Here is a 26,368-nt window from a genome sequence, read left to right as displayed (position 1 = left end):
GTGTTGCTTCGGCGATGCCGAGGGGATACCTTCTCGCCAACAGATATATCAGTAGCAGGTCGTGGTCACAACCGCGACGCCGCCACGAGGATGGTGGCACCCAGCGCACCGTCGCACCCGGGGGACCCATGACCGACCGCCCCAGACGGCCTCGGCGAGGTCTGAGACCGCCTGTCGTGCAGGAGGAACGCACGGTCCACCGCGCGGTCGCGGCGGCCTCGGTCGGCAACGTCGCCGAGTGGTACGACTTCGGGATCTACTCCTACCTGGCCGCCGGGGTGCTCGACCAGGTCTTCTTCGCCGACTTCGGCCCGTGGGCGGCGGTGTACACGCTCGGTGCGTTCGCCGCCGCGTTCGTGATGCGCCCGCTGGGCGGATTCGTCTTCGGGCGCCTCGGCGACCGCATCGGGCGCACCAAGGTCCTGTCCGCCACGGTGCTGATGATGGCCGCGGCCACGGTGCTGCTCGGACTCCTCCCCGACTACGGCGCCGCCGGGCTGCTGGCCCCCGTCCTCGTGCTGCTCGTTCGGATGCTGCAGGGCTTCTCCGCAGGAGGGGAGTACACCGGGGCGCTGACGCTGATCGCCGAGTACGCGCCGGACAGGCGCCGCGGCTTCTTCGGCAGCTGGCTGGAGTTCAGCACGCTGACCGGCTACACGCTCGGCGCGGGCACCTGCGGAGCGGTGACCGCCCTGCTGCCGCCGGACGCGCTGCTCGCGTGGGGCTGGCGGGTGCCGTTCATGCTCGCGCTGCCGCTCGGGCTCATCGGGCTCTACCTGCGCGTCCGCTTGGAGGACACCCCGGCGTTCCGGCAGCTCATGGAGCGCTCTCCGGTGCTGGCCACGATGACGACGCGGCGCGCGGGGCAGATCGTGCTGCGCCACTACCGAACTCCCGCGATGGTGGCCGCCGGAATCGTCGTGGCGTGGAACGTCACGAACTACGTGCTCACCAACTACGTCCCGACCTACCTGACCAGCACGCTCCCCCGCCACGGCGAGGGCGGCACCAGCAACGCGGTCGCGACGGCCTTGCAGGTCGCGGTCATGGTGGTGATGCTGTGCGCCATCGTGGCCGTGGGCAGGCTCAGCGATCGCATCGGCCGCAAACCGGTGCTGATGACCGGCAGCGTCGCCCTGGTGCTGCTCGGGCTGCCCGCCGTGTGGCTGCTGCGCGCCGAAACGGGCGGTCAAGCCCTCGGACTGCTCATCATCGGGCTGTGCCTGATGTGCTTCGCGGCGGTCTCGCCCTCGACGCTGCCCGCGCTGTTCCCCACGATGATCCGCTACAGCAGCCTCGCGGTCATCTTCAACCTGTCGGTGTCGTTGTTCGCCGGCACCGCACCGACGATCATCGAGGCCGCGGTCACCGCGACCGGCAACCTGGACTGGCCGGGCTACTACCTGATCGGCGCGGGCATCATCGGGATCGTCGCCACGCACTTCCTGCGCGAGCACGCGGGCAAACCGCTGGACGGTGCCGCACCGCTGACCTCCAGCGCCGAGCTGCCACCGCCGCCGCTGTCGGAAGACGGCGTGCCGCTGGAGCTCCCGCGCTAGAGCGCGGGTCCGTGTCGTCGTGGCTCCGCCACGCCGACGAAGACCCTGCAACGCGCGAAGGTGGCCCCGCACCCGTCCGGTGCGAGGCCACCTCCTCATCCGCGGTCAGCCGGTGCGTTCGCGGACCCAGTCGTGGAACTCGGCGATGTGGTGCTCGCTGGGCACCAGCACGCCGCCCGAAGCGTAGGAGCGGGAGTCCATGGCCAGCTGGCAGCGCTCGCAGGCGTCGAAGTCCTGCTGGTTGACCCGGTGGAACAGCTCCACCGAGCGGTCGATGTCGGCACCCGAGTCGACGACCTCGGGCAGGTACAGCCAGTCGCAGCGCACCAGCGTGCGGTCAGGTGCGAGCGGGAACATCCGGTGGAAGACGACGTGATCGGGCACCAGGTTGATGAACACCTGCGGCCGGACGGTGATGGCGTAGTAGCGGCGGTCCTGCTCCTCGTTGACCCCCGGCAGCTTGGTGAGCCCGGCCGAACCGTCCACGGTGAAGCCCTCGACGTCCTCGCCGAACTCGGCGCCGTGGCCCACGAAGTACTGCGCGGCCAGGCCGTCGGCGAACTCCGGCAGCACCTCGGTGAGCTCCGGGTGGATCGTGGCGCAGTGGTAGCACTCCATGAAGTTCTCGACGATCTGCTTCCAGTTCGCCTTCACGTCGTACTCGATGCGCCTGCCCAGCTTCAGATCGGCGACCTGGTAGCCCACGATCGCGTCCGGCGTGCCCAGCCGCTCGGTGACATCACCGATGACGGTGTCCTCGAACGACGGCGGCTCGTCGGCCAGGCACAACCACACGTAGCCCAGCCACTCGCGCACGTGGACCTCGTTCAACCCGTACTGGGAGCGGTCCACGTCGTCCATCGCGTTGAGGTTCGGCGCGGCGATCAGCTCGCCGTCGAAGGAGTAGGTCCAGGCGTGGTACGGACACTGGAAGGACCGCCGCACCTCTCCCTTCTCCTCGGTGCACAACCGCGCCCCGCGGTGCCGGCACACGTTCAGGTAGGCCTTGATCGCACCCTTGCGGTTGCGGGTGACCAGCACGCTCTCCCGTCCGATCTGGACGGTTTCGAACTTGCCCGGGCCGGTCAGGTCCGCGCTGAGCACGGCGCAGAACCAGCCGGCCTCGAAGATCGTCGCCTGCTCCAGGCGGAAGATCCCCGGGTCGGTGTAGTAGTGCCCCGCCAGCGTCTCGCGCAGGCTCTCGGGCAGTGGGGACTCGGACAGCTGGGAATCGGTGGTGGGAAGCTCACCGGTGGTCATGGGCAAGAACTCCTCAACGCAGAAGTGGGGTCAGGGAAACACGACGGTGCTGTTGCCGTTGAGCAGGACGCGGTGCTCGCAGTACCAGCGCACCGCCCGGGACAGCGCGAGCGCTTCGGCGTCCCGGCCGACGGTCTGCAGGGCTTTCGGGTCGTAGGTGTGATCGATGCGGATGACCTCTTGCTCGATGATCGGCCCCTCGTCGAGGTCGGGGGTGACGTAGTGGGCGGTGGCGCCGACGAGCTTCACGCCGCGGTCGTAGGCCTGGTGGTAGGGCTTGGCGCCCTTGAAACCGGGCAGGAACGAGTGGTGGATGTTGATCGCTCGGCCGTGCAGCGCCTTGCACGTCTGGTCGGAGAGCACCTGCATGTAGCGGGCCAGCACGACCAGGTCGGCGTCGTAGTCGTCCACCATCCGCAGCAGCCGCGCCTCGGCCTCCGGCTTGGTGTCAGCGGTGACCGGGACGTGGTGGAACGGCAGGCCGGCGGCCTCGGCCATCGGGCGCAGGTCCTCGTGGTTTGACACCACGGCGACGATCTCGGCGCCCAGCGCGCCCGCACGCCAGCGGTAGATCAGGTCGTTGAGGCAGTGGCCCTGCTTGGAGACCATCACCAGCACGCGGGCCGGCTGGTCCGAGTGGAAGGCGTAGTCCATGCCGAACTCCGTTGCCACCGGCTCGAATGCACGAGCCAGGTCGTCCGGGTCGACCTCGCCGGTGGCCTGCACGCGCAGGAACAGCCGACCGCGCACGGCGTCGTCGAACTGGCGGTACTCGCCGATGTCGCAACCGTGCTCGAACAGGAAGGAGCTGACGGCCTGCACGATGCCGGTCCGGTTCGGGCAGCTCAGGGTGAGGGTGAACGTCACGGGATTCTCCTCAGCATTCCACGATGTTGAGCGCGAGGCCGCCGCGCGCGGTCTCCTTGTACTTGTCCTTCATGTCGGCGCCGGTCTCGCGCATCGTCTTGATGGCCTTGTCCAGCGAGACGTGGTGCTCCCCGTCACCGCGCAGCGCCATCCGGGCTGCGGTGATGGCCTTGATCGCCGCGACCGCGTTGCGCTCGATGCACGGGATCTGCACCAGCCCGCCGACCGGATCGCAGGTGAGCCCGAGGTTGTGCTCGATGCCGATCTCGGCGGCGTTCTCCACCTGCTCGGGCGTGCCGCCCAGCAGTTCGGCGAGCCCGGCCGCGGCCATCGAGCAGGCCGAGCCGACCTCGCCCTGGCAGCCCACCTCCGCGCCGGAGATCGAGGCGTTCTCCTTGAACAGCGCGCCGACCGCACCCGCGGTCAGCAGGAACCGGACCGCGGCGTCGTCGTCGAAACCCGGCAGGAAGCGGTGGGCGTAGTGCAGCACCGCCGGCACGATCCCGGCGGCACCGTTGGTCGGGGCGGTCACCACCCGCCCGCCCGCGGCGTTCTCCTCGTTGACCGCCAGGGCGTAGAGGGTCACCCACTCCATCGCATCGGCGGTGTCGTCCAGGCTCGCCCGCAGTTCCCGGGCCCTTCGGCGGACCTTGAGCCCACCGGGCAGCACCCCGCCGGTGCGCACGCCCTGCTCGACGCACTCGCGCATCACCTGCCAGATGTGCAGCAGGTGCGCGCGGGTCTCGGCCTCGGTGCGCCAGGCGGCTTCGTTGGCCAGCACGACGTCGCTGATGCGCAGCCCGGTGCGGGTGGTGTGGGCGAGCAGTTCGGCGGCGGTGCTAAACGGGTGGGCCACCGGGGTGGCGTCCTCGACCAGCACCGGGTTGCCCGTTTCGTCCTCGTCGAGGACGAAACCGCCGCCGACCGAGTAGTACTCGCGGTGCACGAGCCGCGCACCGTCCTCGTCGACGGCCTCGAAGGTCATGCCGTTGCTGTGGAACTCCAGCCGCTTCCTGCGGTGCAGCACGACGTCGGTATCCACGTCGAAGGCGATCTTGTGCTCGCCGCCGAGGCTGATCCGGTGCTCCTCCCGCACCGCGCGCACCTGCGGTTCCACGGCCACCGGGTCGACCAGGTGCGGCTGCTCCCCGGTCAGCCCGAGCACGACGGCCTTGACGCTGCCGTGCCCGTGCCCGGTGGCGCCCAGCGAGCCGAACAGCTCGCACCGCACCCGCGCGACCCGGGGCATCGCCCCGGACTCGCGCAGGTGGTCGACGAACAGGCTCGCCGCCCGCATCGGCCCGACGGTGTGCGAACTCGACGGCCCGATGCCGACCTTGAACAAGTCGAAGACGGACAGGCTCATGTGTGCTCCATCTGGTCGTGGACGGCGTTCGGCTCGGTGCTGGCGGTCATCGGCGGATGCGGTGCATCTCGGGGTCGACCAGCGGTTCTGCCGCGACCGTGGCCGAGACCAGGCGGTCGAAGTACTTGATCTGCACCTGCGTTCCGACCTCGGCTGCGGCCGGGAGCCAGGCGTAGGCGATCGGCGTGCCGAGGGTGTGGGCGAAGGCCGCCGAGGTGACGTAGCCGGCGGGCTCGCCGTCGAGGAACACCGGCTCGGAACCGAGGACCACGCTGCGGCCGTCGTCGATCGTCAGGCACGAGAGGCGCCGCGCCACCGCATCGGGTTCGATGCGCGCGAGGGCATCGCGGCCCACGAACTCGCCCTTCTGCGGCCGGACGGCGAACCCGACGCCGGCCTCGTAGGGGTTGTGCTCGGTGGTCATGTCCGATCCCCAGGCGCGGTAGCCCTTCTCGAGCCGGAGGCTGTTGAACGCGGCCCGCCCGGCGGCCACCACGCCCAGCTCCCGGCCGGCCTCGAAGAGCACGTCCCACAGCCGCTGGCCGTACTCGGCGCTGGTGTAGAGCTCCCAGCCCAGCTCCCCGACGTAGGACACCCGCATCGCGGTCACCGGGATGCCGGCGATGTGGATCTGCTTGCAGCGGAAGAACTTCAGCCCCTCGTGCGACAGGTCGTCGCGGCTCAGCGGCTGCACCAGGTCGCGCGCCAGCGGGCCCCACACGCCGATGCAGCAGGTGCCGCCGGTGATGTCGCGCAGCACGACACCGCCGTCGTCGGGCAGGTTGCGCCGCAGGTGCTCGTGGTCGAGGTTGCCGTTGGCACCGACCTGGAACAGCTGCTCCCCCAACCGCGCGACGGTGAGATCGCTGCGGACCCCACCGGCCTCGTCGAGCATCAGCGTGTAGGTCACCGAACCGACCGACTTGTCCACCTTGTTGGTGGTGAGTCGGTCCAGGAAGGCCAGCGCACCGGGCCCGCTGACCTCCAGCCGTTTGAGCGAAGTCATGTCGTAGAGCGCGACGGCGGTGCGGGTCTTCCACGCCTCCACCGCGGCGACGGGACTGTGGAACATCGCCGACCAGGCGTCGCGCGAGGGCGGCTGCCACTCCATCGGCAGTTCCTTGACCAGCGGAGCGTTCGCCTCGAACCAGTGCGGGCGCTCCCAGCCGTGGGCTTCGAGGAACACCGCGCCGAGCTCCTTCTGACGCGCGTGGAACGGGCTGACCCGCAGCTCGCGCGGCGAGAACTTCGGCTGCAACGGGTGCTTGACGTCGTAGATCTCGACGAAGTTGCGCGACGAGGTCTCCTCGACGTAATCGGGCGCTGTCTCCAGCTCGTCGAAGCGGTGCACGTCGCAACCGTGCAGCTCGACCTCGCTGCGGCCGTCGACCAGCAGCTGCGCCACCGACCGCGCGACACCGGCGGAGTGCGTGACCCACACGGCCTCCGCGATCCAGAACCCCTGCACGTCCGGGGATTCACCGACGAGCGGTCCGCCGTCGGGCGTGAAGGAGAAGACGCCGTTGAAGCCGGTGTCGACCTTCGCGGTCTCCAGCGCGGGCAGCAGCCGCTTGCTGTGCTCCCAGGAGGCGGCGAAGTCCTCCTCGGTGAACGGCAGCATCGATGGCATCGCCCGCTCCGAGGTCTCCTCGTCCTGCGGGAGGTCGCTCAGCCGCACCGGCATCGGGCGGTGGGCGTAGGTCCCGATGCCGAGGCGGTCGACGTGCTCGCGGTAGTAGAGGTCGCGGTCCTGGTGGCGCAGGATCGGCAGGTTGGCCTCGGTGCGCTCGTCGTTGCGCCCGGCCAGTTCGGGCAGCGGGTTGGTCTTGGCGTACTGGTGCGCCATGGGCAGCAGCGGCACGGTCATGCCGACCATCTCGCCGATGGCCTGACCCCAGAACCCGGCGCAGGACACCACGATGTCGGCAGGGATCTCGCCGTGGTCGGTCTCGACGCCGGTGACCCGGCCGTGGCTGTGGTTGATCCCGGTGACCGTCACCGCACCCCGGAAGCGGGCTCCCCGCGCCACCGAGCGCCGGGCGAGCGCGACGACCGCGCGGGCGGCCTTGGCGAGCCCGTCGGTGGGCGTGTGGAACCCGCCGAGGACCTTCTCGGCGTCGAGCAGCGGGTGCAGCTTCGCGCACTCCTCTGGTCCGATGACCTCGCCGGGAACGCCCCAGGAGGTGGCCCATCCCTGCCTGCGGTGCAGGTCGGCGAGCCGCTCGGGGGTGGTGGCGACCTCCAGGCCGCCGACCTGGTTGAAGCACCGGTCGCCGTCGTCGTCGAGGCCCTGCAGCTTCTCGACGGTGTAGGTGGCGAACTCGGTCATCGTCTTCGACGGGCCGGTCTGGTAGACGAGGCCTGGCGCGTGGGAGGTCGAACCGCCGGTGAGCGGCAACGGCCCCTGGTCGACGACGGTGACCTGGTTCCACCCGCGGCTCGTGAGCTCGTCGGCGAGGTTCGCGCCGACGATCCCGGCTCCGATGATGACGACGCGAGGGGTCGTGCTCATGGTGGTCTCCTAACGAGCGGGTGTGAAGCTGGGGAGACTCCGCCTGCGATGAGGCGGGATGCGTTGCGAGGGAGCAGTTCCGGCACCGAGCGGAGCCGCGCGGAGGTGATCGGCGCCCTCTGGCTGAGGACTGATATATCAACTGCACATCAAAATAAGCGCCGCCGGTTCCGCGGTCAACACGCGCCGCCGTTTTTTCACCAACGGACACGATCCGCTCCACGCGCGCCAACCCGTCCGAGTGCTCTCACCAGCCCCAACGCCCACACGGACGCTACGATCCCCACCCGGCCGAACTTCAGCCCTTGACCACGCGGCAGGCGCTGCTACCTTTGGTATCCATCTGATATGTCAGTTGTCCACCAAGCGCCTCTCCCCTGTCGAGCACTCGCTCACCGCACATCGAACGGAGGGCTCTCATGCCGCGCACTCCCGGCGCCGAATTGCCTGAGCACCCGGACTGGCTCTGGGGCCCCGCCGACCCGAGGCCGTCCTACGACGTGGTGATCGTGGGCGGCGGCGGCCACGGTCTGGCCACCGCCTACTACCTCGCGGTCAACCACGGCATCACCAACATGGCCGTGCTCGAGAGCGGTTGGCTCGCAGGCGGGAACATGGCCCGCAACACCACGATCATCCGCTCCAACTACCTCTGGGACGCCAGCGCAGGGCTCTACGAGCACGCGCTCAAGCTCTGGGAGGGACTGGAGGAGGAGCTGGACTACCCGCTGCTGTTCTCCCAGCGCGGCGTGCTCAACCTCGCCCACTCCCTGCAGGAGGTCCGCGACGGCGTACGCCGGGTGGGGGCGAACCGGCTCAACGGCATCGACGCCGAATGGCTCGATCCGCAGCAGGTGGCCGAGATCTGCCCGATCCTCAACACCTCGCCGGACCTGCGCTACCCGGTCATGGGTGCGACCTGGCAGCCCCGGGCGGGCATCGCCAAGCACGACCACGTCGCGTGGGGATTCGCCCGCGCGCTGGACCGGATGGGCGTGGACCTGGTGCAGAACTGCCAGGTCACCGGCTTCGACCGGGTGGGCGACAAGATCGTGGGCGTGCGCACCACGCGCGGTGACATCGCCACCGGCAAGGTCGCGCTGGCCGCCGCCGGGCACACCTCGGTGCTCGCCGACGAGCTCGGGTTGCCGCTACCGCTGCAGAGCCACCCGCTGCAAGCTCTGGTCTCCGAGCTGCTGGAGCCCGTGCACCCGACGGTGGTCATGTCCAACGCGGTGCACGTCTACGTCAGCCAGGCGCACAAGGGAGAACTGGTCCTCGGCGCCGGCATCGACGCCTACAACTCCTACGGGCAGCGCGGGTCGTTCCACACCATCGAGCGCGAGCTGACCGCCGCGGTCGAGCTGTTCCCGATGTTCGCCCGGGCGCACGTGCTGCGCACCTGGGCGGGCGTGGTGGACGTGACCCCGGACGCCTCGGCGATCATGGGACTGACCCCGTTCGAGGGCCTGTACATCAACTGCGGTTGGGGCACAGGTGGTTTCAAGGCGACCCCTGGGGTCGGCTGGTGCTACGCCCACACCATCGCCCACGACGAGCCGCACGAGCTCAACGCGCCGTTCAGCCTGGACCGGTTCACCACCGGTGCCCTGGTCGACGAGCACGGCGCCGCCGGCGTGGCGCACTGAGAACACCGTTTCCAGGCTCATCCTGCTTGGCGGTGCGGGTGGCGGAACCTCAGCGGTCCTCTGGGGCCGGGCGCCACTCCGCTGAGAACCCGCGGGGGTGCGAGTTGAGTCCCACACCTGAAACAGCGGCTACCGCCGCACCGCTCACAGCTCCGAGAAGGAGGCTCCCATGATGCTGATCCCCTGCCCGTGGTGCGGGCCGCGCAACGAGACCGAGTTCCACTACGGCGGCCAAGCCGACGTCGCCTACCCCGCCGATCCGCAGGCGACGTCCGATGTGGACTGGGCTCGTTTCCTCTTCTACCGCGCCAATCCGAAGGGCGCCTTCGCCGAGCGGTGGAACCACCAGGCGGGTTGCCGGCGCTGGTTCACCCTCCGCCGCGACACCAGGACCAACGAGATCCTCCACGATGACCGGGCGGTGACGAGGTGAGCAACGAGTTCAGGCTGGCCGAAGGCGGCCGGATCGACCGGGACCGCGTCCTCCGCTTCAGGTTCGACGGACGGGAGTACGAGGGCTTCGAAGGCGACACCCTCGCCTCAGCGTTGCTGGCCAACGGCGTCCACCAGGTCACCACCAGCATCAAGCACGGGCGTCCGCGCGGGATCATGGCCGCGGGCCCCGAGGAACCGAACGCGCTGGTGCAGATCGACGAGCCGTTCCCGGAGCCGATGCTCACCGCGACCACCGTCGAGCTGCGCGACGGCCTGGCCGCCACCGGACTGCCCGGCCAGGGCCGGCTGGCGACCGAAGCCGACCCGGCCCGCTACGAGACGACGCACGCGCACTGCGACGTCCTCGTGGTGGGTGCCGGACCCGCCGGTCTCGCGGCGGCGCTGAGCGCCGCGCGCAGCGGAGCCCGGGTGATCATCGCCGATGCGGGCACCGAGTTCGGCGGCCAGCTGCTGGGAAGCGGTGAACAGCTGTCGGGCAGGCCGGCCGACAGATGGGTCCAGCGGGTCGTGGCCGAGCTCGACGCCACCCCCGAGGTGACCCGGCTGCCTCGCACGACCGTGTTCGGCCACCACGACCACAACTACCTCGTCGCCGTCGAGCACCACGGCGATGACTTCTTCGTCCGTCAGCGGACCTGGCACATCCGGGCTGGCGAGGTCGTGCTGGCGACCGGTTCGCACGAGCGTCCGCTGGTGTTCCCCGGCAACGACCGTCCCGGCACGATGCTGGCCGGAGCCGCCCGCACCTACCTGCACCGCTACGGGGTGCTGCCGGGCGAGCGCGCGGTCGTGTTCACCACCAACGACAGCGCCTACGCCGCCGCGATCGACCTGCACGACGCCGGGGTCACCATCGCCGCGGTGGTGGACGTCCGGCCGGTCGTGTCGACGGTGTGGGCCTCGCGCTGCGTGGAGCGCGGCATCCCCATCCGCAACGGCTCTTCCCTGATCGGCACCTCGGGCACCAGCCGCGTGAGCGGTGCGACGGTGCAGCGGCGGGGCGAGGAAGCAACCGTCGAGCTGGACTGCGATCTGCTGCTGGTCTCCGGTGGCTGGAACCCGGCGGTGCACCTGCACAGCCAGTCGCGCGGAAGCCTGCGCTACTCGGACGAGATCGGCGCGTTCGTGCCGAACCGCAGTTCGCGCGGCGTGCGCTCGATCGGCGCCGCGGCAGGGGTTTTCGGCACCTTCGACTGCCTGCGCACCGGTTCCGAGGCGGGCAGCGACGCGGCGCGCGAAACCGGGTTCGACGCCGACTTCGCCGAGGTGCCCGCGGTGGCGTCTCCCCCGGTCGTCGCGCCGCAGCCGACGTGGCTGCTCACCTGCGCGTGCGAGGACGAGCAGTACGTGGACCTCGCGCGCGATGCGACCGTGTCCGACGTCCGCAAGGCCGTCGGCGCCGGCATGGACTCGGTGGAGCACATCAAGCGGTTCACGACCATCGGCACTGCCCATGACCAGGGCAAGACCTCCGGCATCCTGTCCTCCGGGGTGATCTCCCAGCTGCTGGGCGTCGAGCTCTCCGAGGTCGGCGCAACCACGTTCCGCCCGCCCTACACGCCGGTGGCCTTCGCCGCGCTGGCCGGCCGGGACCGGGGCGATCTCTACGACCCGGTCAGGGTCACCGCCATGCACGACTGGCACGTCGAGCAGGGCGCGCCGTTCGAGGACGTCGGCCAGTGGAAGCGACCCTGGTACTACCCGTTGCCTGGTGAGGACATGCAGGCGGCGGTGCTGCGCGAGTGCGACGCGGTGCGCACCGGCGTGGGCATGCAGGACGTCTCGACGCTCGGCAAGATCGACGTGCAGGGCCCGGACGCCGCCGAGTTCCTCGACCTCGTCTACACCAACAAGATGAGCACCCTCAAGATCGGCCGCATCCGGTACGGGTTGATGTGCACCGCCGACGGGATGGTCTTCGACGACGGCACGGTGATGCGCACCGGCGAGCACCGCTACCTGATCTCCACCACCTCCGGTGGTGCCGCCGGAGTGCTGGAGTGGCTGGAGGACTGGCTGCAGACCGAGTGGCCGCACCTGCGCGTGCACCTGACCTCGGTGACCGAGCAGTGGGCCACCATCGCGCTGGCCGGTCCCCGCTCCCGCGACGTGCTGGCCGCGGTGTCCTCCGGCTTCGAGCTGGACAACGAATCGTTCCCGTTCATGGCTTGGCAGGACGGCCTCGTCGCGGGCCGCCAGGCGCGGGTGTGCCGGATCAGCTTCTCGGGCGAGCTGGCCTTCGAGATCAACGTGCCGCGCTGGTACGGCCGCGAGGTGTGGGAGGTCCTGCACGACGCGGGCGTGCCGTTCGGCATCACCCCGTACGGCACCGAGACGATGCACGTGCTGCGCGCGGAGAAGGGCTTCCCCATCGTCGGCCAGGACACCGACGGCACGGTGACCCCGCACGACCTCGGGATGAGCTGGGCGGTGTCGAAGAAGAAGCACGACTTCCTCGGCATGCGCTCGTTCACCCGCGCCGACACGACCCGCTCCGACCGCAAGCACCTCGTCGGCCTGCTCCCGCCCGCCGACTCCCCCGTCGTGCCGGAGGGATCGCAGCTGGTGGCCACCGATGAGCTGCCGGAGCCGCCGGTGCCGATGCTGGGTCACGTCACCTCCAGCTACCGCAGCGCGGCTCTGGGCCGCCCGTTCGCGCTCGCGCTGGTCGCCGGCGGTCGCGACCGCATCGGGCAGACGATCTACAGCCACGTGGGCGACCAGCTGGTGCCCGTGGAGATCACCGAACCGATCTTCTACGACAAGGAAGGAGCCCGCCGCGATGGCTGAGCCCTACGGCGAATCCCCGCTGGCCGCGCACGCCGACGTGCTGACCGACGCCTCGGTCCCCGGAGCGCTGCACCTGTCCGAGGTGTCCTTCACCGCCCAGGTCGCGCTGCGCGTCGACCCGAAGAGCCCTGCGGCGGAACGCATCGGCACCGCGCTCGGCACGATGCTGCCCAACCAGGCCGGGCAGGTGTCGCGCACCGAACGACTGCTCGTCGCCTGGCTCGGACCGGACGAATGGCTGCTGGTCGGCCCGGAAGGCGAGGCCGACCGGATCCAGACGGCGGTGGGCGAGGCACTCGGCGACGAGCACGGCTCCGTCGTGGACGTCTCGGCGCACCGCACCATCATCGAGGTCGCCGGGCCGAAAGCGCCTGAGCTGCTGGCGAAGGGCTGCGCGCTGGACCTGCACCGGCGCAGCTTCGGCCCGGACCGCTGCGCGCAGACCCTGCTGGCCCGCACCGGCGTCGTGCTGCTGTGCCGCGACGCCGCACCACCGAACTACTGGGTCTTCGTCCGCGCCTCGTTCGCGCGTTACCTCGCCGACTGGCTCCGCGACGCGGCCGCCGAATACCACCAGAAGCGATGAACAGGGAGCGTTGACGTGACCGAAGCGCGTGCAGTCGTGTCCACCGGCAAGGGCAAACCGGTCGAGGTGACCACCATCCACGTGCCCGACCCGGGCCCGGGTGAGGCCGTCATCCGGGTGCAGGCGTGCGGTGTCTGCCACACCGACCTGCACTACCGCGAGGGCGGCATCAGCGACGACTACCCGTTCCTGCTCGGCCACGAGGTGGCCGGGGTCGTCGACTCCGTCGGAGACGGGGTGCACGACCTCGAGCCGGGCGACTTCGTCGTGCTGAACTGGCGGGCCGTGTGCGGGAGCTGCCGCGCCTGCAAGCGCGGTCGTCCGCAGTACTGCTTCGCCACCCACAACGCCTCCCAGCCGATGACGCTGGCCGACGGCACCCCGCTCTCGCCGGCGTTGGGCATCGGCGGGTTCGCCGAGCGCACGCTCGTCCACTCAGGGCAGTGCACGAAGGTGGACCCGGCGGCGCGGCCGGCCGTGGCCGGGTTGCTGGGCTGCGGTGTGATGGCCGGGATCGGCGCCGCGGTCAACACCGGGCAGGTCGGTCCGGGCGATTCGGTGGCCGTCATCGGCTGCGGCGGCGTTGGCGACGGGGCCATCGCCGGGGCGGCCATGGCGGGTGCGCGGCGGATCATCGCCGTGGACAGGGACCCCGAGAAGCTGGCGTGGGCGCGGGAGTTCGGCGCCACCCACACCGTCAACGCCTCCGAGTCCGACACCGTGGAGGCGATCCGCGAGCTCACCGGTGGTCACGGAGCGGATGTGGTCGTGGACGCCGTGGGGGTGCCCGCGACCTACGAGCAGGCGTTCTACGCCCGCGACCTGGCGGGCACGGCCGTGCTGGTCGGCGTACCGGACCCGTCGATGCGGCTGGAACTGCCGCTGCTGGACGTCTTCGCCCGCGGCGGCGCGCTGAAGTCCAGCTGGTACGGTGACTGCCTCCCCGAACGGGACTTCCCGATGCTCACCGAGCTCCACCTGCAGGGCCGACTGCCGCTCGAGAAGTTCGTCAGCGAGGAGATCTCCCTTGATGACGTCGAAGCGGCCTTCGCGAAGATGGGCCGCGGCGAAGTGCTGCGTTCGGTGGTGACGTTCCCATGAGCATCCGGGTCGACCACGCCACCGTCGAGGGCAAGTTCTCCCTCGACGGCGAGGTCCACGAGGTCGAGAACAACCTGTGGGTGGTCGGTGACGACCACCAGTGCCTCGTCATCGACGCGCCGCACGACATCGACGCGGTCCTCGAACTCGTCGCGGGCCGCGAGGTGGTCGCGGTGCTGGCCACCCACGCCCACGACGACCACGTGCGGATGGCTCCGCAGCTGGCCGACGCCGTCGGAGCACCGCTGTACCTGCACCCGATGGACCGGCCGTTGTGGGAGCTGACCCACCCGGACCGGCAACCGGACGGGCGCCTGGTCGACCGACAGACCTTCCACATCGGGCGGTTGAGCCTGCAGGTGGTCCACACCCCCGGCCACACCCCCGGGTCGGTGTGCTTCTACTGCCCGGACCTGGCGACCGCGTTCACCGGCGACACCCTGTTCGCCGGTGGGCCGGGTGCGACCGGGCGCTCGTTCTCCGACCGCGACGCGATCATCGACTCGATCCGGGACCGGTTGCTGCCCCTCCCCGCGCGGACCAAGGTCCATCCGGGGCACGGACCGAGCACCACGATCGCCGAGGTCGTGGAGCAGTTCGACGAGTGGGTGTCCCGGTGAGCGCGGTGCTGGCCGCTGCGCTGCGCAACGCCTCCTACGAGGTCCTGCCCTTCGGCAGCACCGAGGAGGAGGTCCTCGCCCACGTCCCCCGGGACGTGGTGCTGACCGTCACCACCACCGAGGCCAGGGGGCTGGAACCGACGGTCGACCTGGCCGTCCGGCTCAGCAAGAACGGCTACGCCACCGCCCCGCACCTGGCCGCACGGCTGGTTCGCGACCGCGCCGAGCTGGACGAGATCGCCGCGCGGCTGCTGGAGTCGGGCGTGGACCGCGTGTTCGTCGTCGGCGGTGACGCCGCCGAGCCCGCCGGCGAGTTCTCCGACGCGGAGGGCCTGCTGCTCGCCCTCGCCGAGGGCGGGCGCGACTTCTCCCACATCGGCATCGCCGGATACCCGGAGGGGCACGGCACGATCCCGGATTCGGTGATATCCGAAGCGTTGCGGCGCAAGGCCGTTCACGCGCACGAGATCGTCACCCAGTTGTGCTTCAACCCCGCCACGACCACCGGTTGGGCCGGGCGGCTGCACGATTCCGGGATCACCACGCCGGTCCGGGTGGGGGTCCCGGGCAGCGTCAACCGGCAGAAGCTGATCCGGGTCTCGGCGGGTCTCGGCCTCGGTCAGTCCGCGCGGTTCCTCGCCAAGCAGTCGGCGATGTTCTGGCGCTTCTTCCTGCCCAGCGGCTACCGGCCGGACAAGCTGGTCGCCGGCCTGACCGACCAGATCACCTCACCGGGCAACGCCATCAGCGGATTCCACCTGTTCACCTTCAACGACCTGGCCAGGACCGAGCGCTGGCGGCAGGACCGGCTCGCCGCGCTGTCCTAGCGCTCCTGCTCGCCGCGGCGCTGATCCTCGCGGTAGCCGTAGGCGGCCTGGCGCACCGCCTGATCGGATTCGAGGCTCGACCCCAGCGCTCCGGCGACCACCCCCATGGTGGTGAATCCCCAGGCCAACGCCAGGTAGCGGGTGAAGTCGGCGGGGTGGCCGAGGGTGCTGGCGAGCAGGTGAGGCGGCACGAGGAACAGCGCCACCACCAGGTTGACCGCGAACAGCCCGAAGTACATGACACCGATCCCGATGGTCAGCGTCGCCACCGTGGAGGTGTTGTAGAGCAGCACCTGGTCGCGATCGTTCTCGCTGCTGTTGCGCCGCTTCTCCCACAACCCGTGCGCGAGGATCATCCAGCCGACCAGGAGTGCCACCGACAGCACCGCGGCGGTGACCTGCCGGAACGCTCCGAGCTGATCGCCGATCTGCCAGATCGTGCTGGACGACAGACCGAAGGCGCTGGTGGCCAACGCCGCGGCCAGCGCGCTGCGCAACCCGAAGATCAGCTGCGTGGGCTCGTTGGAGCGCACCATCCCGCTGAGCAGCCTCAACCGGCCGCGCCTGCGAGTGGTGGTGTAGCGGACGTCCGCCTCGTGCTCGCCGTTGTGCTCCTGGCGCTGCACCGGCGCCAGGAGCCTGGAGAGCTTGCTGTCCAGGCCGTAGCGGTTCTCGCCACCGTCCTCGCGGCCGATCAGCTCGTCGACCATCAGCAGCATGACCTGCTTGGACCGCCGGTACACCTGGGTACCGCCCAGCGCGGGCAGCGACACCACGGCCACGTCGCGGTCGAGGTCGGCCTCGGCCACCACCGGGCGACCGTTGGCGCGCACCGGGAGGTCGGTCAGGCAGATCGCGAGGTCCCAGTGGTGGTGGTCCATCCGCTCACGGGTGGAGGCCAGGATGTCGCGGGTGTTGTGCCGTCCCGCGGTCACCGGGTCGACGTCGACCTCGACGGCCCACGACAGCTCCTCGTCGCTGAGCAGTTCGGGCAGGTCGCGGGCGAGCCGCCGGGTAACGCGCTCGGGCATGTCCGGGTCGGCCACCAGCCCGAGGCGTCGATCGGGAGTCTCCGACTCCGACTCCGACTCCGGCTCACCGCGTTCCGCGAGCTGTTCGGCTTCCTGCTGGTCCTCGGAGCTCTCGTCGTGCTCTTCCCCGCCCGGGTCGCCGGCTTCACCGGAGGCCTCACCCCGGTCCCGCTCGGCCATGCTCGGTCCCCTCTCGGTGCTCGTCGCGTCTGGAACGTCGTGCTCGACCTCGCGGACTACCCGGAGGATCGCTCCGGTACACACGTCGGCGCAGGTCGTTTGAACGACGGCAGTCGCGACGTTACAGATCGTCCTCACCGCTCGCAGGGATGCACCGCCGGGGGGCGGAAGGGTCGGTGGCCCGCACGACGGCCTCGGCCACACCACCTGCGGCGCGGTGACCGGCGTCCACGAGCTCCAGTTCGGCTCCCTGCCAGGCGGCCTCGAGCTGCCGCGGGGTGCCAGCAGGTTGCCCAGGTCCAGCACGCCTTGGAGGAACTTCGCGGGAATGCCCGCCAGAGCGCCGGTTCCGCTCAGGAGCTGCTCCTCGCAACCAGGAGCCGTGACGCCAGAAGTGGGTGACGACGCGCGCGAACCAGAGGGCGAATTCCGGGTCGTCGAACCTCGTGTCAGGCGCCGAGCCCGGGCCCAGCGCCTCATTCAAGCGCACCAGTCCCGCGCGCTCTGCGGTGCACGGCGGGGTCGGGTCCATGAGCAACGTGGTAGGCGTCGGCGAGATCGCCATCGCAGCCGGATTCGGGCACGCCGCCGCGGGAGCGTTCCCACGCCTGCGGGAAGATCGCGCCGAGTCCGCTTGTGAGCAGGTCGGTTTCGGCGCGCCGTCCGGTGGCCAGGGCGCAGAGCACCATCTCCGGCACCCGGCCCGGATGTCGCTGGGCGTAGGCCAGCGCCAGCACGCAACCCGACGGCGTGCGGTGTCCTGCGACCCGACCTGCGCTGGGGCAGCCCGAGCCGGGACCGCCGTGCAGCACCAGCGCCGGTTTGCCCACCGGGTTCCCGCACACCTAGATCGCCGCAGGAGTCGACACCACCGACGCGGTGGCCGCCCTGACCCCGCGACGGGAGCCGCGACGGCCGGGGCCGGTGGTCCGCAACGGGCGATCTGGCCCGAACAGGTCCGTGATCGATGTCCGCCTCGGCCGATCGGTTCGGACCAGTGCTGGCCGTGGTGGACTCAGTCGTCCAGGTGGCGGGCCAGGTTGAGGATTCCGAGCTCGTCGATGGTGTCGGGGTCCGGGTCGACGCAGGACTGGAGTCGGCGGGTGAGGTCCTCGGTGTCGAGGTCGGTGCCGATGAGGACGAGGCTGGTGGCCCGCGGACCCTTCCACCTGGTCTTCTCGAACGCGGCGTAGACGCCGACGGTGTGGAGCACGAAGCGCCGGTCGTCGCCGGACGGGCCGAAGTCGATGGGGCCCTTGATGCGGTAGACGCCCCGGCTGCGCTCGTTGAGGAAGCGCAGGAACGCCGAGGGGTTCAGCGGCCGGTCGGCGATGAACTCCATCGACTCGTAGGCGGCGTGCATGTGCCGGTCGTGGTCGTGATCGTGCTCCTCCAGGTCGGCGAAGGACAGCTGCCTCGTCCCGAAGTCACGCGCCTCGACGTCGTCGAAGAGGATGCCCGGGGAGATCCTGCCCCGCTCAGCGGGCAGCACGGCACCGTCGGCGATCTCGCGGACCGCACCGATCACCCGGTCCCGGTCGGCCTCACCGACGCGGTCGACCTTGTTGACGACCACCAGGTCGGCGAGCCGAACGTGATCGTCGAGCTCCGGGTGCCGGGCCCGGGTGTCGTCGAACTCGGCGGCGTCGACGACCTCCACTAGCCCGCCGAACTCGATGTGCGGGTTCTGCGAGGACAGCACCATCCGAACCAGCTGGCGAGGTTCGGCGATGCCGCTGGCCTCGATCACGATGACGTCCAGCGGGGCGCCCGGGTAGGCCAGCCGCTCCAGCATCCGGTCCACGCCGTCGGCGTCGACCGCGCAGCACAGGCAGCCGTTCTCCATCGACATCGCGATGTCGACCTGCCCGGCGACGTTCATGGCGTCGATGTTGATGCTGCCGAAGTCGTTGACCAGCACACCGATCCGGCGTCCGTCGTCGTTGCGCAGCAGGTGGTTCAGCAGGGTGGTCTTGCCCGAGCCCAAGTAGCCCGCCAGCACGACCACCGGAATCCGCGCCGTCACGGCTCCCCCACGTTCATCATCTCGCTCACCAGCGGTCATCCTCGCACGCCACCGCCCGCAGGTCGCGAAGGCCCTGGCAGGACTCCCCGCTAGCGGAGCGGGATGTCGAGGCCGCGTTCCGCCTCCGGGCGGGGACCCTGGACGCGGCGGTCGGCCTCGTCGATGGCGACGTCGTTGATGCTGGCTTCGCGGCGCCGCATCAGGCCGTGCTCGTCGAACTCCCAGAGCTCGTTGCCGTAGCTGCGCCACCACTGGCCGGCGGCGTCGTGGCACTCGTACTGGAAGCGGACCGCGATGCGGTTCTCCTCGAAGCTCCAGAGGCTCTTGCGCAGCGCGTAGTCGAGCTCGCGCTCCCACTTGCGGGTCAGGAAGGCGACGATCTCCTCCCTGCCGCTGACGAACACGTCCCGGTTCCGCCACTGCGAATCGGGCGTGTAGGCCAGCGACGCGCTGCGGATCGCGCGTGTTCCAGGCGTCCTCGGCCGCCTGGACCTTCTGCAGCGCGGTCTCGCGGGTGAACGGCGGGTAGAGCGGGCGATCCTCCGGCACGGCGACCTCCTGAAGACGGGGAGTCCCCATTCTCGCCCCAGCGCCGGAGGAAGTGGGGCGAACACGCCCGCAGATCAGCCCCGCGTGAGGCGGAGGTGGTGGCGGGGCCGCAGGTCGACCTCCACCACCGCTCTCCCGGTCGCGTCCGCGGTGACTTCCCGCGCTGTGGCGCCGTCCATGGTGTAAGTGCCGTGCGGAACCAGGTGGTCGAAACCGAGCCGGTGGCGGCGCAGGGCGCCGCCGGTGCCGCAGCGGAGGATCGCGTAGTGGGATCTGCCGTCGGTGGTCGCGGTGACGACCGTGATGTCCGGCCAGGGCACTTCGGTGAGGCGCGGGCCGGTGTGGCGCGACGGGGTGAGCAACATGTTCCGCCAGGCGCTTTCGTCGGTGACCGCGCCCAGGCCGAGGATCCCGTTGGCGTGCACCGACGCGTCGAACATCCGGAATTCCGCGGGCGGGTTCTCCAGGTTCCGCGCGGCTTCGCGGAGCCGGCGGTACCAGGGCGCGCTGCGAGCGCGGGCGAGGAACATGGTCCAGCCCAAGGCGTTCGCGCGGTTCGCGCCCCCGCCCCAGTCCGCGTCGGTCGGGGCGGGACTTCCCGCTCGGTCGGTTCGCGCGTAGCGGCCGGAGTCGAGCTCTTCGGCGACGAGCAGCTGCCAGGTGCGCCAGGCGAAGTCCGGGTCGAGCGGCGACAGCAGCGCGGCGATGGCCGCGGTGTTGGTGATGCCACGGGCGGAGCGGGCCGTGATCCCGAACCTGCTGGCCTGCAACGCGCAGATGTCGCCGTCCGGCGCGGTGAACTCGGTGCGCAACCGGTGCAGGAACTTCGGTGCGATCAGCTCAGCGTGGCGGGTCCCGGCGCAGGTGACGTACATCCGCAGGCCCGCCAGGGCCACGGAGTTGCAGAACGGGAACACCAGTCCCGGCTCGCACGGCCACAGCACCAGCGGCGAGCGGCGGAAGTTCGCGGTGACCCGCTCGGCGACATCGGTGTGGCTGTAGGCGAATTCGGTCCGGTCGTCCCAGCGGAACCGGAGCGCGCCGGGCCGGTCGAAGCTGTCGTCCCCGGTCGCCTGGCGGTACGCCGAGAGCATCAGCAGCAGGTACCCGGAGTACATGACGTTCGCCGGACCACCGATCGGATCGGCGCTGTCGCGCAGCATGCCCCAGCGGTTCTCCCGCAGCCAGTAGCGCCAGACCGGCTTGTCGGTCATCCGCAGCACGAGCGCGCGCAGCGCGTCGTCGCGATATCCGCAGTACGCCGGCGTATGGGTGTGCCGCAGGCTCGCGAGCATCAGGAACACCGCCCAGACGCGGTAGCGCATGGCCGGGAGGAGGTACTCGTCGCCGAACGCGCCGAAGTTGTTCCACTCGTGCGCGGGTTGCAGCGCGAGGGTTTCCGCCCACCGCGCCAGCCGCGCCCGATCGTCCTCGTCAGCGCGCTCGTCCCGGCCTGGCCGCCATTCCTCGCGCGCAGCCGCGTCCAGGCGGCCCTGGCGGGCGTCACCGACTCGGCGCGCGGACCGCCCCCGGCGCCGCTCCCGGATCAGCAGCGCCGCCGGGGTGCCGATGACCGCGAGCACCTCCGCGACCGGCACCCACTCCTGCTGCGCGTGCCCGTGCCCGTCGTGCACGGCCGCGAGGATCGCGGCCAGCAGCATCGAGGCGATGACGACGGCTGGGAGGGTGAGGTGATCGCCCTTCGTCATGATGCGCTGAAGGCCCGTCAGCAGGCCCGCTCCGACCGCCAGCAGGACGATGAGGTTCAGCAGCACCCACGCCACGAGCTCGACCGACCAGGTAGGCGTGGGCGTCGCGTAGACGATCCCGAAGCCCGGGACGAGCCCCGCGGCTCGCAACCACACCGGGCCGCCGAGCAGGGTGGGCAGCAGCCCCAGGAGCACGAGCGAGCCGCCGAGGGCGCCAGCCCGCACCAGGCGGCGCTGCGTGAGCGGGCCGCGCAAGCCCGGTGGCCGAGGCAGAGTGGTCCCCGTGGAAACGCGCGCCATCGCGTTGCCCTCCCCCAGGAGTTGTCCGGCGACTCGTTCGAAGCCGCGTTGACGTGACGCCCCGCGTGCGCCCCACTCGGTTCCATGTGCCCCGTGTGCGCGGCGATCGCGGTCCCCTCACTCACGGTGGTGTGGTGGCGCTGGAAGCGGCACCGCCGTGCGCGTGAAAGCGATGACGACGTTCCGCCGGTCGCCCTCTCGCGCCCGGCCAGGCTCGGCGAGCACAGATCCTGATGTGGAACGCAGGAGGCCCGCCGATCGGACGTCGGCGGGCCCGCTCCCGGCGGAGCAGGTGCGGGCCACGTCGGTGAGGACGTCGCGCGCAGCCACCCGCGTCCGGCGGAGCTCTCTGACCCGCATGTTGACCGGATCACGGTCCAGCCTCTAACTTGTTCTGCGGCTCCGCCCGGACATTGTCCGGTATACCGAACATTCAAACCCGGAGACGTGCGTGTCGCGAACCGAACGCTGAACCGAGGAGCGAAGATGGCGAGAGACGTCCCCCTTCCGTCGCGCAGGTCGAGGATGCGACCGAGAGCCGTTCCCGCCGTGGGCGTCCTGCTCGCGACCGCGCTGATCGCCCCGCACGCGGCGAGCGCGCAGGACTCCGCCTACACGCTGACCGTTGACCCCAACGCCACCGGACCGATCGTCGACGACACGATGTACGGGGTCTTCTACGAGGACATCAACCGCGCCGCCGACGGCGGGCTCTACGCCGAACTGGTGCAGAACCGGTCGTTCGAGTACGACCCTGCCGACAACGCCGACTACGTCCCGCTGACCTCGTGGGAACCCGCCGCGTCGGGCGGGGCGACGGGAACTGCGGAAGTGGTCGACGACGACGGTCGGCTCAACGAGCGCAACCGCCGCTACCTGAGGCTCCAGGCGGACGTCCACGGCGATCCGCAGGCGCGGTTCGGCGTCACCAACACCGGCTACAACACCGGAATCGCCGTTGAGGAGGGCGGTCGCTACGACTTCTCCGCCTGGGCGCGCACCGACCAGGAGGCCGGCACGCCGCTGACCGCGACTCTTCGCGACCCGTCCGGGAAAGCGCTCGCCAAGCCGCTGGAGCTCACCGTCCGGGGCGACGGCTGGGCGAAGTACTCAGGAGTGCTGACCGCGACCGCCACGAGCACGACCGCGCGCTTGGAGGTGGCCGCAGGTGGTACCGGAACCCTCGGACTGGACGTCGTGTCGCTGTTCCCCGAGGACACGTTCAAGGGCCGCCCGAACGGGATGCGCCGGGACCTGGCCGAGAAGGTCGCCGCGCTGGAGCCCGGTTTCCTGCGCTTCCCGGGGGGCTGCCTGGTCAACACCGGCAGTCACGAGGCGTACGCGGCGCCGGACTGGCCGCGCCGCAGGTCCTACCAGTGGAAGGACACCGTCGGCCCGGTCGAGCAACGCGCCACCAACGCCAACTTCTGGGGCTACAACCAGTCCTACGGGCTCGGCTACTTCGAGTACTTCCAGTTCGCCGAGGACATCGGGGCGATGCCGCTCCCGGTGGTGCCTGCGCTGGTCACCGGGTGCGGGGAGAACCAGGCCACCGATGACCCCGAGCTGCTGCGACGCCACGTCCAGGACGCGCTCCACCTCATCGAGTTCGCCAACGGCCCGGTCACGTCGCCTTGGGGCGCGAAACGCGCGGAAATGGGACACCCGGAGCCGTTCGGGCTCACCCACATCGGGGTGGGCAACGAGGAGAACTTGCCGGACGAGTTCATGGCGCGCTTCACCGCTTTCCGCGATGCGATCAAGGCCCACCACCCCGAGATGACCGTGATCAGCAACTCCGGGCCGGACGACAGCGGACCGACGTTCGAGCGGGCGTGGGAACTCAACCGGCAGCACGCCGTCGACATGGTCGACGAGCACTACTACAACGACCCGCAGTGGTTCCTGGACAACAACCACCGCTACGACACATACGACCGCAACGGCCCGAAGGTCTTCCTCGGTGAGTACGCCTCCAAGGACGATCGCTGGGGCAACTCGCTCGCCGAGGCCGCCTACATGACCGGGCTGGAGCGCAACGCCGATGTGGTCGAGATGGCCTCCTACGCACCCCTGCTGGCGAACGAGGACTACGTGCAGTGGCGTCCGGACATGATCTGGTTCGACAACCACCGGTCGTGGGGGTCGACCAGCTACGAAACCCAGAAGCTGTTCATGAACAACGTCGGTGACCGCGTGCTGCCGAGCACGGCAACCGAGTCGCCGACGTTCCGCCAGGTCGTGACCCTCGACGACGCCACGGGCGAACTCATCGTCAAGGTGGTCAACGCCCAGTCCGCACCCGCCCCGACCACCGTCGAGCTGGGACGTGAGGTGGCCCCGGTCGCGCGGGTGACCACGTTGCAGGGCGATCCGGCGGCGGTGAACACGCCCGACTCGCAACCGATCCGGCCGGTCGAGGCGACCTTCGACGGCGCCGCCGACACCTTCACCTACACGTTCCCGCCGAACTCCGTCACGTTCCTGCGGATTCGTCCCACCCAGCCCTGATAGCCCCGGCGTCGCGCGGGAGGTCTCGCGCGACGCCCCACCTCCCACCAGGAGCACAACGATGAGCAGTCCTCTGTTCTCCCGCCGCAGCGCGCTCGCCGGTGCGCTGGCCGCCGGTGCGGCGGTGGCGCTGCCAGGTTCGGCGTCGGCGGCGCCGAACTACTCGAACCCGCTGGCCCGGCAACGCGCCGATCCGCACATCACGCGGCACTCCGACGGCTTCTACTACTTCACGGCCACGGTCCCGGAGTACGACCGGATCGTCCTGCGCCGGTCCCGGACGCTGCGCGGCCTGGCCACCGCCCCGGAGGCCGTGCTGTGGCGCAGGCACGGAACCGGCGAGATGGGCGGGCACATCTGGGCGCCGGAGATCCACCACATCGACGGCCGGTGGTACGTCTACTTCGCGGCCGGGCGGGCGGAGGACTTCTTCGACATCCGGATGTACGTGCTGGAGAACGACGATCCCGATCCGTTCGCCGGGACCTGGAGCGAGAAGGGGCGGATCGTCACGGCCTGGGACACCTTCTCGCTGGACGCCTCGACGTTCACCCTCGGCGGAGACCGCTACCTGGTGTGGGCGCAGCAGGAGCCCGGGATCGACAACAACAGCAACCTCTACATCGCCAGGATGAGCAGTCCCTGGAGCATCGAGGGCTCACCGGCGCGGTTGTCATCGCCGACCCTCGAGTGGGAGACCCGGGGTTACGCGGTCAACGAGGCTCCCGCGGTCATCCAGCGCAACGGCCGGGTGTTCATGACCTACTCCGCCAGCGCCACCGACAGCAACTACTGCCTGGGACTGCTAACCGCCCGCACCGACGGCGACCTGCTCGACCCGGCGTCCTGGACGAAGTCCCCGGAACCGGTGTTCACCAGCAACGATGCCACCAGCCAGTACGGGCCCGGGCACAACAGCTTCACGGTGGCCGAGGACGGCCGCACCGACGTGCTGGTCTACCACGCGCGTCAGTACGAGGAGATCGAGGGCGACCCGCTGTTCGACCCGAACCGGCACACCCGGGTCCAGGCCTTCGGGTGGACACCGGAGGGGACGCCGGAACTCGGCTTCCCCGTCGCGGATTCGCCGTGATCTCGTCGTCGAGCTCCCTCGAACGAGGTGGGAACCGCACGTCGGAGGTCCGGACAACGGTGTCACGGAGGTGGGATTGGTGAGCGGACGTGGTGTGAGCCGCAGAACCCTGCTCAGCGCAACTGCTCTGGGCTGCGCGGGGTTGGCGGGCGGGTGCGGTTTCGCGCGGGGCGGTGACTCGCTGCGGTACTGGAACCTCTTCAGCGGCGGTGACGGCGAGACGATGAAGACGATGCTCGACGGCTACCGCGCCACGCATCCAGGTGTCGTGCTGGAGGACGTGACGCTGGAGTGGGGAGACCGCTACTACACCAAGCTCGCGATGGCCGGCGCCGCCGAACGCGCACCCGACATCGCCATCCTGCACCTCGGGCGGCTACCCGCGTTCGCACCGGGCGGGCTCATCGACGAGATGCGCCCGGACCTGCTGCGGCAGTCCGGGATCGGGCCCGAGCACTTCCCGCCGGGCCTGTGGAGGCGGTCGATGCACAACGGCAGGCTCTTCGCGATCCCGCTGGACACCCACCCGTTCGTCCAGTACTACAACACCGACGTCTGCGGAGCGGCCGGGCTGCTCGACGAGCACGGCCGCTTGCCGACCCTCACCGGCCGCGACGAGGTCCGGGAAGCGCTGCGCGCGGTCAAGGGCGTGACCGGCTCCACCGGGCTGCTGCTGGAGACCACCGGGGACGGCGTGGGCCCGTGGCGGCTGTTCTGGAGCCTGTACCGGCAGGCAGGCGGTGAGCTGTTCACCCCGGACGGCACCCGCTCGGCGCTGGACGAGCGCAAGGTCGCAGACGTGCTCGGGTTCGTCCAGGGTCTGCACGAGGAGGGCCTGGCCGCAGGTGAGATGGACGCCGATGGGGCGATCGCGCTGTTCAGCAGCGACCGGGCGGGCTTCTTCTGGTTCGGCGAGTGGGAGGTGCAGACCTTCCTCACAGCGGAGATGAACTTCGGCATGACCCGCTTCCCCGGCATCTTCGGCCCACCGCTCGCCGAGGCCGATTCGCACGCCTTCGTGCTGCCGCACCGGGACCGGACCGACCGCGACCACCTGCTCGTCTACGACTTCATCACCACCCTGCTGCGCGACAGCACGAGGTGGGCGGAGGGCGGGCACATCCCGGCGTACCTGCCGGTGACCAACGGCGAGGCCTACGCGCGGATGCAGCCGCAGTCCGAGTACCGCTCGGTGATCGACGACGTCCAGCTCGACCCCGACGTGTGGTTCGCCGGTTCGGGCTCGCGGCTGTGGACGGAGCTCAACGCCGTGCTGGGACCGGCGATGGACGGCCGGCTGCGGATCGACCGGGCGGTGGCCCAGATCCGGTACGTCATCGAGGACCTGCTCGCCACGCCCAATCCCACGGCATGAT

At 70.4% G+C, this 26,368-nt stretch carries 20 protein-coding genes; 11 read left to right on the top strand and 9 right to left on the bottom strand.

The genetic code is table 11. The annotated features are described in order from the left end of the window. Positions 1-176: 176 nt before the first annotated feature. The gene (locus tag E1161_RS16145; RefSeq protein WP_328591268.1) at positions 177-1,559 is read left to right on the top strand and encodes an MFS transporter; all 1,383 of its coding nucleotides are present in this window, start codon (positions 177-179) and stop codon (positions 1,557-1,559) included. A 105-nt stretch (positions 1,560-1,664) separates the two neighbouring features. Here E1161_RS16145 and E1161_RS16140 read toward each other — a convergent pair whose 3' ends face one another. Genes E1161_RS16140 through E1161_RS16125 form a run of 4 tightly spaced genes read right to left on the bottom strand, consistent with a single transcriptional unit; the run spans position 1,665 to position 7,564 of the window. Continuing rightward, positions 1,665-2,819 (bottom strand): aromatic ring-hydroxylating oxygenase subunit alpha, encoded by a 1,155-nt coding sequence (locus E1161_RS16140; protein WP_132624121.1) that lies wholly within the window; start codon positions 2,817-2,819, stop codon positions 1,665-1,667. A gap of 30 nt (positions 2,820-2,849) precedes the next feature. Beyond that, on the bottom strand, positions 2,850-3,686 hold the full coding sequence (gene purU / locus E1161_RS16135) for a formyltetrahydrofolate deformylase (protein ID WP_132624120.1): 837 nt from the start codon (positions 3,684-3,686) through the stop codon (positions 2,850-2,852). A 10-nt stretch (positions 3,687-3,696) separates the two neighbouring features. Next, positions 3,697-5,052 carry an L-serine ammonia-lyase gene (locus E1161_RS16130; RefSeq protein ID WP_132624119.1) on the bottom strand — a complete coding sequence of 452 codons (1,356 nt, stop codon included), beginning with the start codon at positions 5,050-5,052 and terminating at the stop codon, positions 3,697-3,699. 46 nt (positions 5,053-5,098) lie between these two features. Beyond that, entirely contained in the window at positions 5,099-7,564 is a 2,466-nt protein-coding gene (locus E1161_RS16125) for a GcvT family protein (RefSeq protein WP_132624118.1), read from the bottom strand. Between the two features lie 419 nt (positions 7,565-7,983). Here E1161_RS16125 and E1161_RS16120 point away from each other — a divergent pair, with 419 nt between their 5' ends. The 7 genes from E1161_RS16120 to E1161_RS16090 all read left to right on the top strand — a co-directional run bounded on the left by E1161_RS16120 (position 7,984) and on the right by E1161_RS16090 (position 15,593). Beyond that, positions 7,984-9,213 carry a sarcosine oxidase subunit beta family protein gene (locus E1161_RS16120; protein WP_132624117.1) on the top strand — a complete coding sequence of 410 codons (1,230 nt, stop codon included), beginning with the start codon at positions 7,984-7,986 and terminating at the stop codon, positions 9,211-9,213. Positions 9,214-9,382: 169 nt separating this feature from the next. Further along, entirely contained in the window at positions 9,383-9,646 is a 264-nt protein-coding gene (locus E1161_RS16115) for a sarcosine oxidase subunit delta (protein ID WP_132624116.1), read from the top strand. Further along, on the top strand, positions 9,643-12,459 hold the full coding sequence (locus E1161_RS16110; protein WP_132624115.1) for a 2Fe-2S iron-sulfur cluster-binding protein: 2,817 nt from the start codon (positions 9,643-9,645) through the stop codon (positions 12,457-12,459). Before E1161_RS16115 ends, E1161_RS16110 begins: the two co-directional genes overlap by 4 nt. Then, positions 12,452-13,045, top strand: a complete 594-nt coding sequence (locus tag E1161_RS16105) for a sarcosine oxidase subunit gamma (RefSeq protein ID WP_132624114.1) — start codon at positions 12,452-12,454, stop codon at positions 13,043-13,045. Before E1161_RS16110 ends, E1161_RS16105 begins: the two co-directional genes overlap by 8 nt. 15 nt (positions 13,046-13,060) lie before the next feature. Beyond that, positions 13,061-14,146 carry an S-(hydroxymethyl)mycothiol dehydrogenase gene (locus tag E1161_RS16100; protein WP_132624113.1) on the top strand — a complete coding sequence of 362 codons (1,086 nt, stop codon included), beginning with the start codon at positions 13,061-13,063 and terminating at the stop codon, positions 14,144-14,146. After that, complete coding sequence (locus E1161_RS16095) at positions 14,143-14,766, top strand: MBL fold metallo-hydrolase (protein ID WP_132624112.1); 624 nt, start codon at positions 14,143-14,145, stop codon at positions 14,764-14,766. The genes E1161_RS16100 and E1161_RS16095 overlap by 4 nt, the downstream gene beginning before the upstream one ends. After that, a complete protein-coding gene (locus E1161_RS16090; RefSeq protein WP_235875072.1) occupies positions 14,763-15,593 on the top strand; it encodes a methylenetetrahydrofolate reductase in 831 nt (276 codons plus the stop codon). Before E1161_RS16095 ends, E1161_RS16090 begins: the two co-directional genes overlap by 4 nt. Here the strand turns inward: E1161_RS16090 and E1161_RS16085 are convergent. The 5 genes from E1161_RS16085 to E1161_RS16065 all read right to left on the bottom strand — a co-directional run bounded on the left by E1161_RS16085 (position 15,590) and on the right by E1161_RS16065 (position 21,388). Then, complete coding sequence (locus E1161_RS16085) at positions 15,590-16,804, bottom strand: hypothetical protein (RefSeq protein WP_235875071.1); 1,215 nt, start codon at positions 16,802-16,804, stop codon at positions 15,590-15,592. The genes E1161_RS16090 and E1161_RS16085 overlap by 4 nt on opposite strands. Positions 16,805-17,280: 476 nt before the next feature. After that, entirely contained in the window at positions 17,281-17,634 is a 354-nt protein-coding gene (locus tag E1161_RS16080; protein WP_132624111.1) for an alpha/beta hydrolase family protein, read from the bottom strand. 185 nt (positions 17,635-17,819) lie between these two features. Next, on the bottom strand, positions 17,820-18,869 hold the full coding sequence (locus E1161_RS16075; RefSeq protein ID WP_132624110.1) for a CobW family GTP-binding protein: 1,050 nt from the start codon (positions 18,867-18,869) through the stop codon (positions 17,820-17,822). Positions 18,870-18,919: 50 nt separating this feature from the next. Next, positions 18,920-19,444: a nuclear transport factor 2 family protein gene (locus E1161_RS16070; protein ID WP_235875069.1), complete on the bottom strand. Its 525-nt coding sequence runs from the start codon at positions 19,442-19,444 to the stop codon at positions 18,920-18,922. Positions 19,445-19,453: 9 nt separating this feature from the next. Continuing rightward, positions 19,454-21,388: a linalool dehydratase/isomerase domain-containing protein gene (locus tag E1161_RS16065; RefSeq protein WP_132624109.1), complete on the bottom strand. Its 1,935-nt coding sequence runs from the start codon at positions 21,386-21,388 to the stop codon at positions 19,454-19,456. 525 nt (positions 21,389-21,913) lie between these two features. Here E1161_RS16065 and E1161_RS16060 point away from each other — a divergent pair. The 3 genes from E1161_RS16060 to E1161_RS16050 all read left to right on the top strand — a co-directional run bounded on the left by E1161_RS16060 (position 21,914) and on the right by E1161_RS16050 (position 26,367). Then, positions 21,914-23,899, top strand: a complete 1,986-nt coding sequence (locus E1161_RS16060; RefSeq protein ID WP_132624108.1) for an alpha-L-arabinofuranosidase C-terminal domain-containing protein — start codon at positions 21,914-21,916, stop codon at positions 23,897-23,899. Between the two features lie 61 nt (positions 23,900-23,960). After that, positions 23,961-24,992, top strand: coding sequence for a glycoside hydrolase family 43 protein (locus E1161_RS16055; RefSeq protein ID WP_132624107.1), 1,032 nt, complete (start codon positions 23,961-23,963; stop codon positions 24,990-24,992). Between the two features lie 79 nt (positions 24,993-25,071). Then, positions 25,072-26,367, top strand: coding sequence for an extracellular solute-binding protein (locus E1161_RS16050; RefSeq protein WP_132624106.1), 1,296 nt, complete (start codon positions 25,072-25,074; stop codon positions 26,365-26,367). The last annotated feature ends 1 nt before the right edge of the window (position 26,368 follow it).

It is taken from the genome of Saccharopolyspora aridisoli (assembly GCF_004348445.1).
Classification (GTDB): Bacteria; Actinomycetota; Actinomycetes; order Mycobacteriales; family Pseudonocardiaceae; genus Saccharopolyspora; species Saccharopolyspora aridisoli.
Note: the sequence above shows the minus strand (reverse complement) of the source record. Positions and strands in the feature narration are given on the sequence as shown.

What these genes read in the sequence shown, in the direction of transcription:
- E1161_RS16095 (WP_132624112.1), top strand. Translation starts at nt 14,143, where the DNA reads ATGAGCATCCGGGTCGACCACGCCACCGTCGAGGGCAAGTTCTCCCTC.
- E1161_RS16125 (WP_132624118.1), bottom strand. Translation starts at nt 7,564, where the DNA reads ATGAGCACGACCCCTCGCGTCGTCATCATCGGAGCCGGGATCGTCGGC.
- E1161_RS16130 (WP_132624119.1), bottom strand. Translation starts at nt 5,052, where the DNA reads ATGAGCCTGTCCGTCTTCGACTTGTTCAAGGTCGGCATCGGGCCGTCG.
- E1161_RS16140 (WP_132624121.1), bottom strand. Translation starts at nt 2,819, where the DNA reads ATGACCACCGGTGAGCTTCCCACCACCGATTCCCAGCTGTCCGAGTCC.
- E1161_RS16115 (WP_132624116.1), top strand. Translation starts at nt 9,383, where the DNA reads ATGATGCTGATCCCCTGCCCGTGGTGCGGGCCGCGCAACGAGACCGAG.
- E1161_RS16055 (WP_132624107.1), top strand. Translation starts at nt 23,961, where the DNA reads ATGAGCAGTCCTCTGTTCTCCCGCCGCAGCGCGCTCGCCGGTGCGCTG.
- E1161_RS16105 (WP_132624114.1), top strand. Translation starts at nt 12,452, where the DNA reads ATGGCTGAGCCCTACGGCGAATCCCCGCTGGCCGCGCACGCCGACGTG.
- E1161_RS16060 (WP_132624108.1), top strand. Translation starts at nt 21,914, where the DNA reads ATGCGACCGAGAGCCGTTCCCGCCGTGGGCGTCCTGCTCGCGACCGCG.
- E1161_RS16085 (WP_235875071.1), bottom strand. Translation starts at nt 16,804, where the DNA reads ATGGCCGAGCGGGACCGGGGTGAGGCCTCCGGTGAAGCCGGCGACCCG.
- E1161_RS16065 (WP_132624109.1), bottom strand. Translation starts at nt 21,388, where the DNA reads ATGGCGCGCGTTTCCACGGGGACCACTCTGCCTCGGCCACCGGGCTTG.
- E1161_RS16075 (WP_132624110.1), bottom strand. Translation starts at nt 18,869, where the DNA reads ATGACCGCTGGTGAGCGAGATGATGAACGTGGGGGAGCCGTGACGGCG.
- E1161_RS16120 (WP_132624117.1), top strand. Translation starts at nt 7,984, where the DNA reads ATGCCGCGCACTCCCGGCGCCGAATTGCCTGAGCACCCGGACTGGCTC.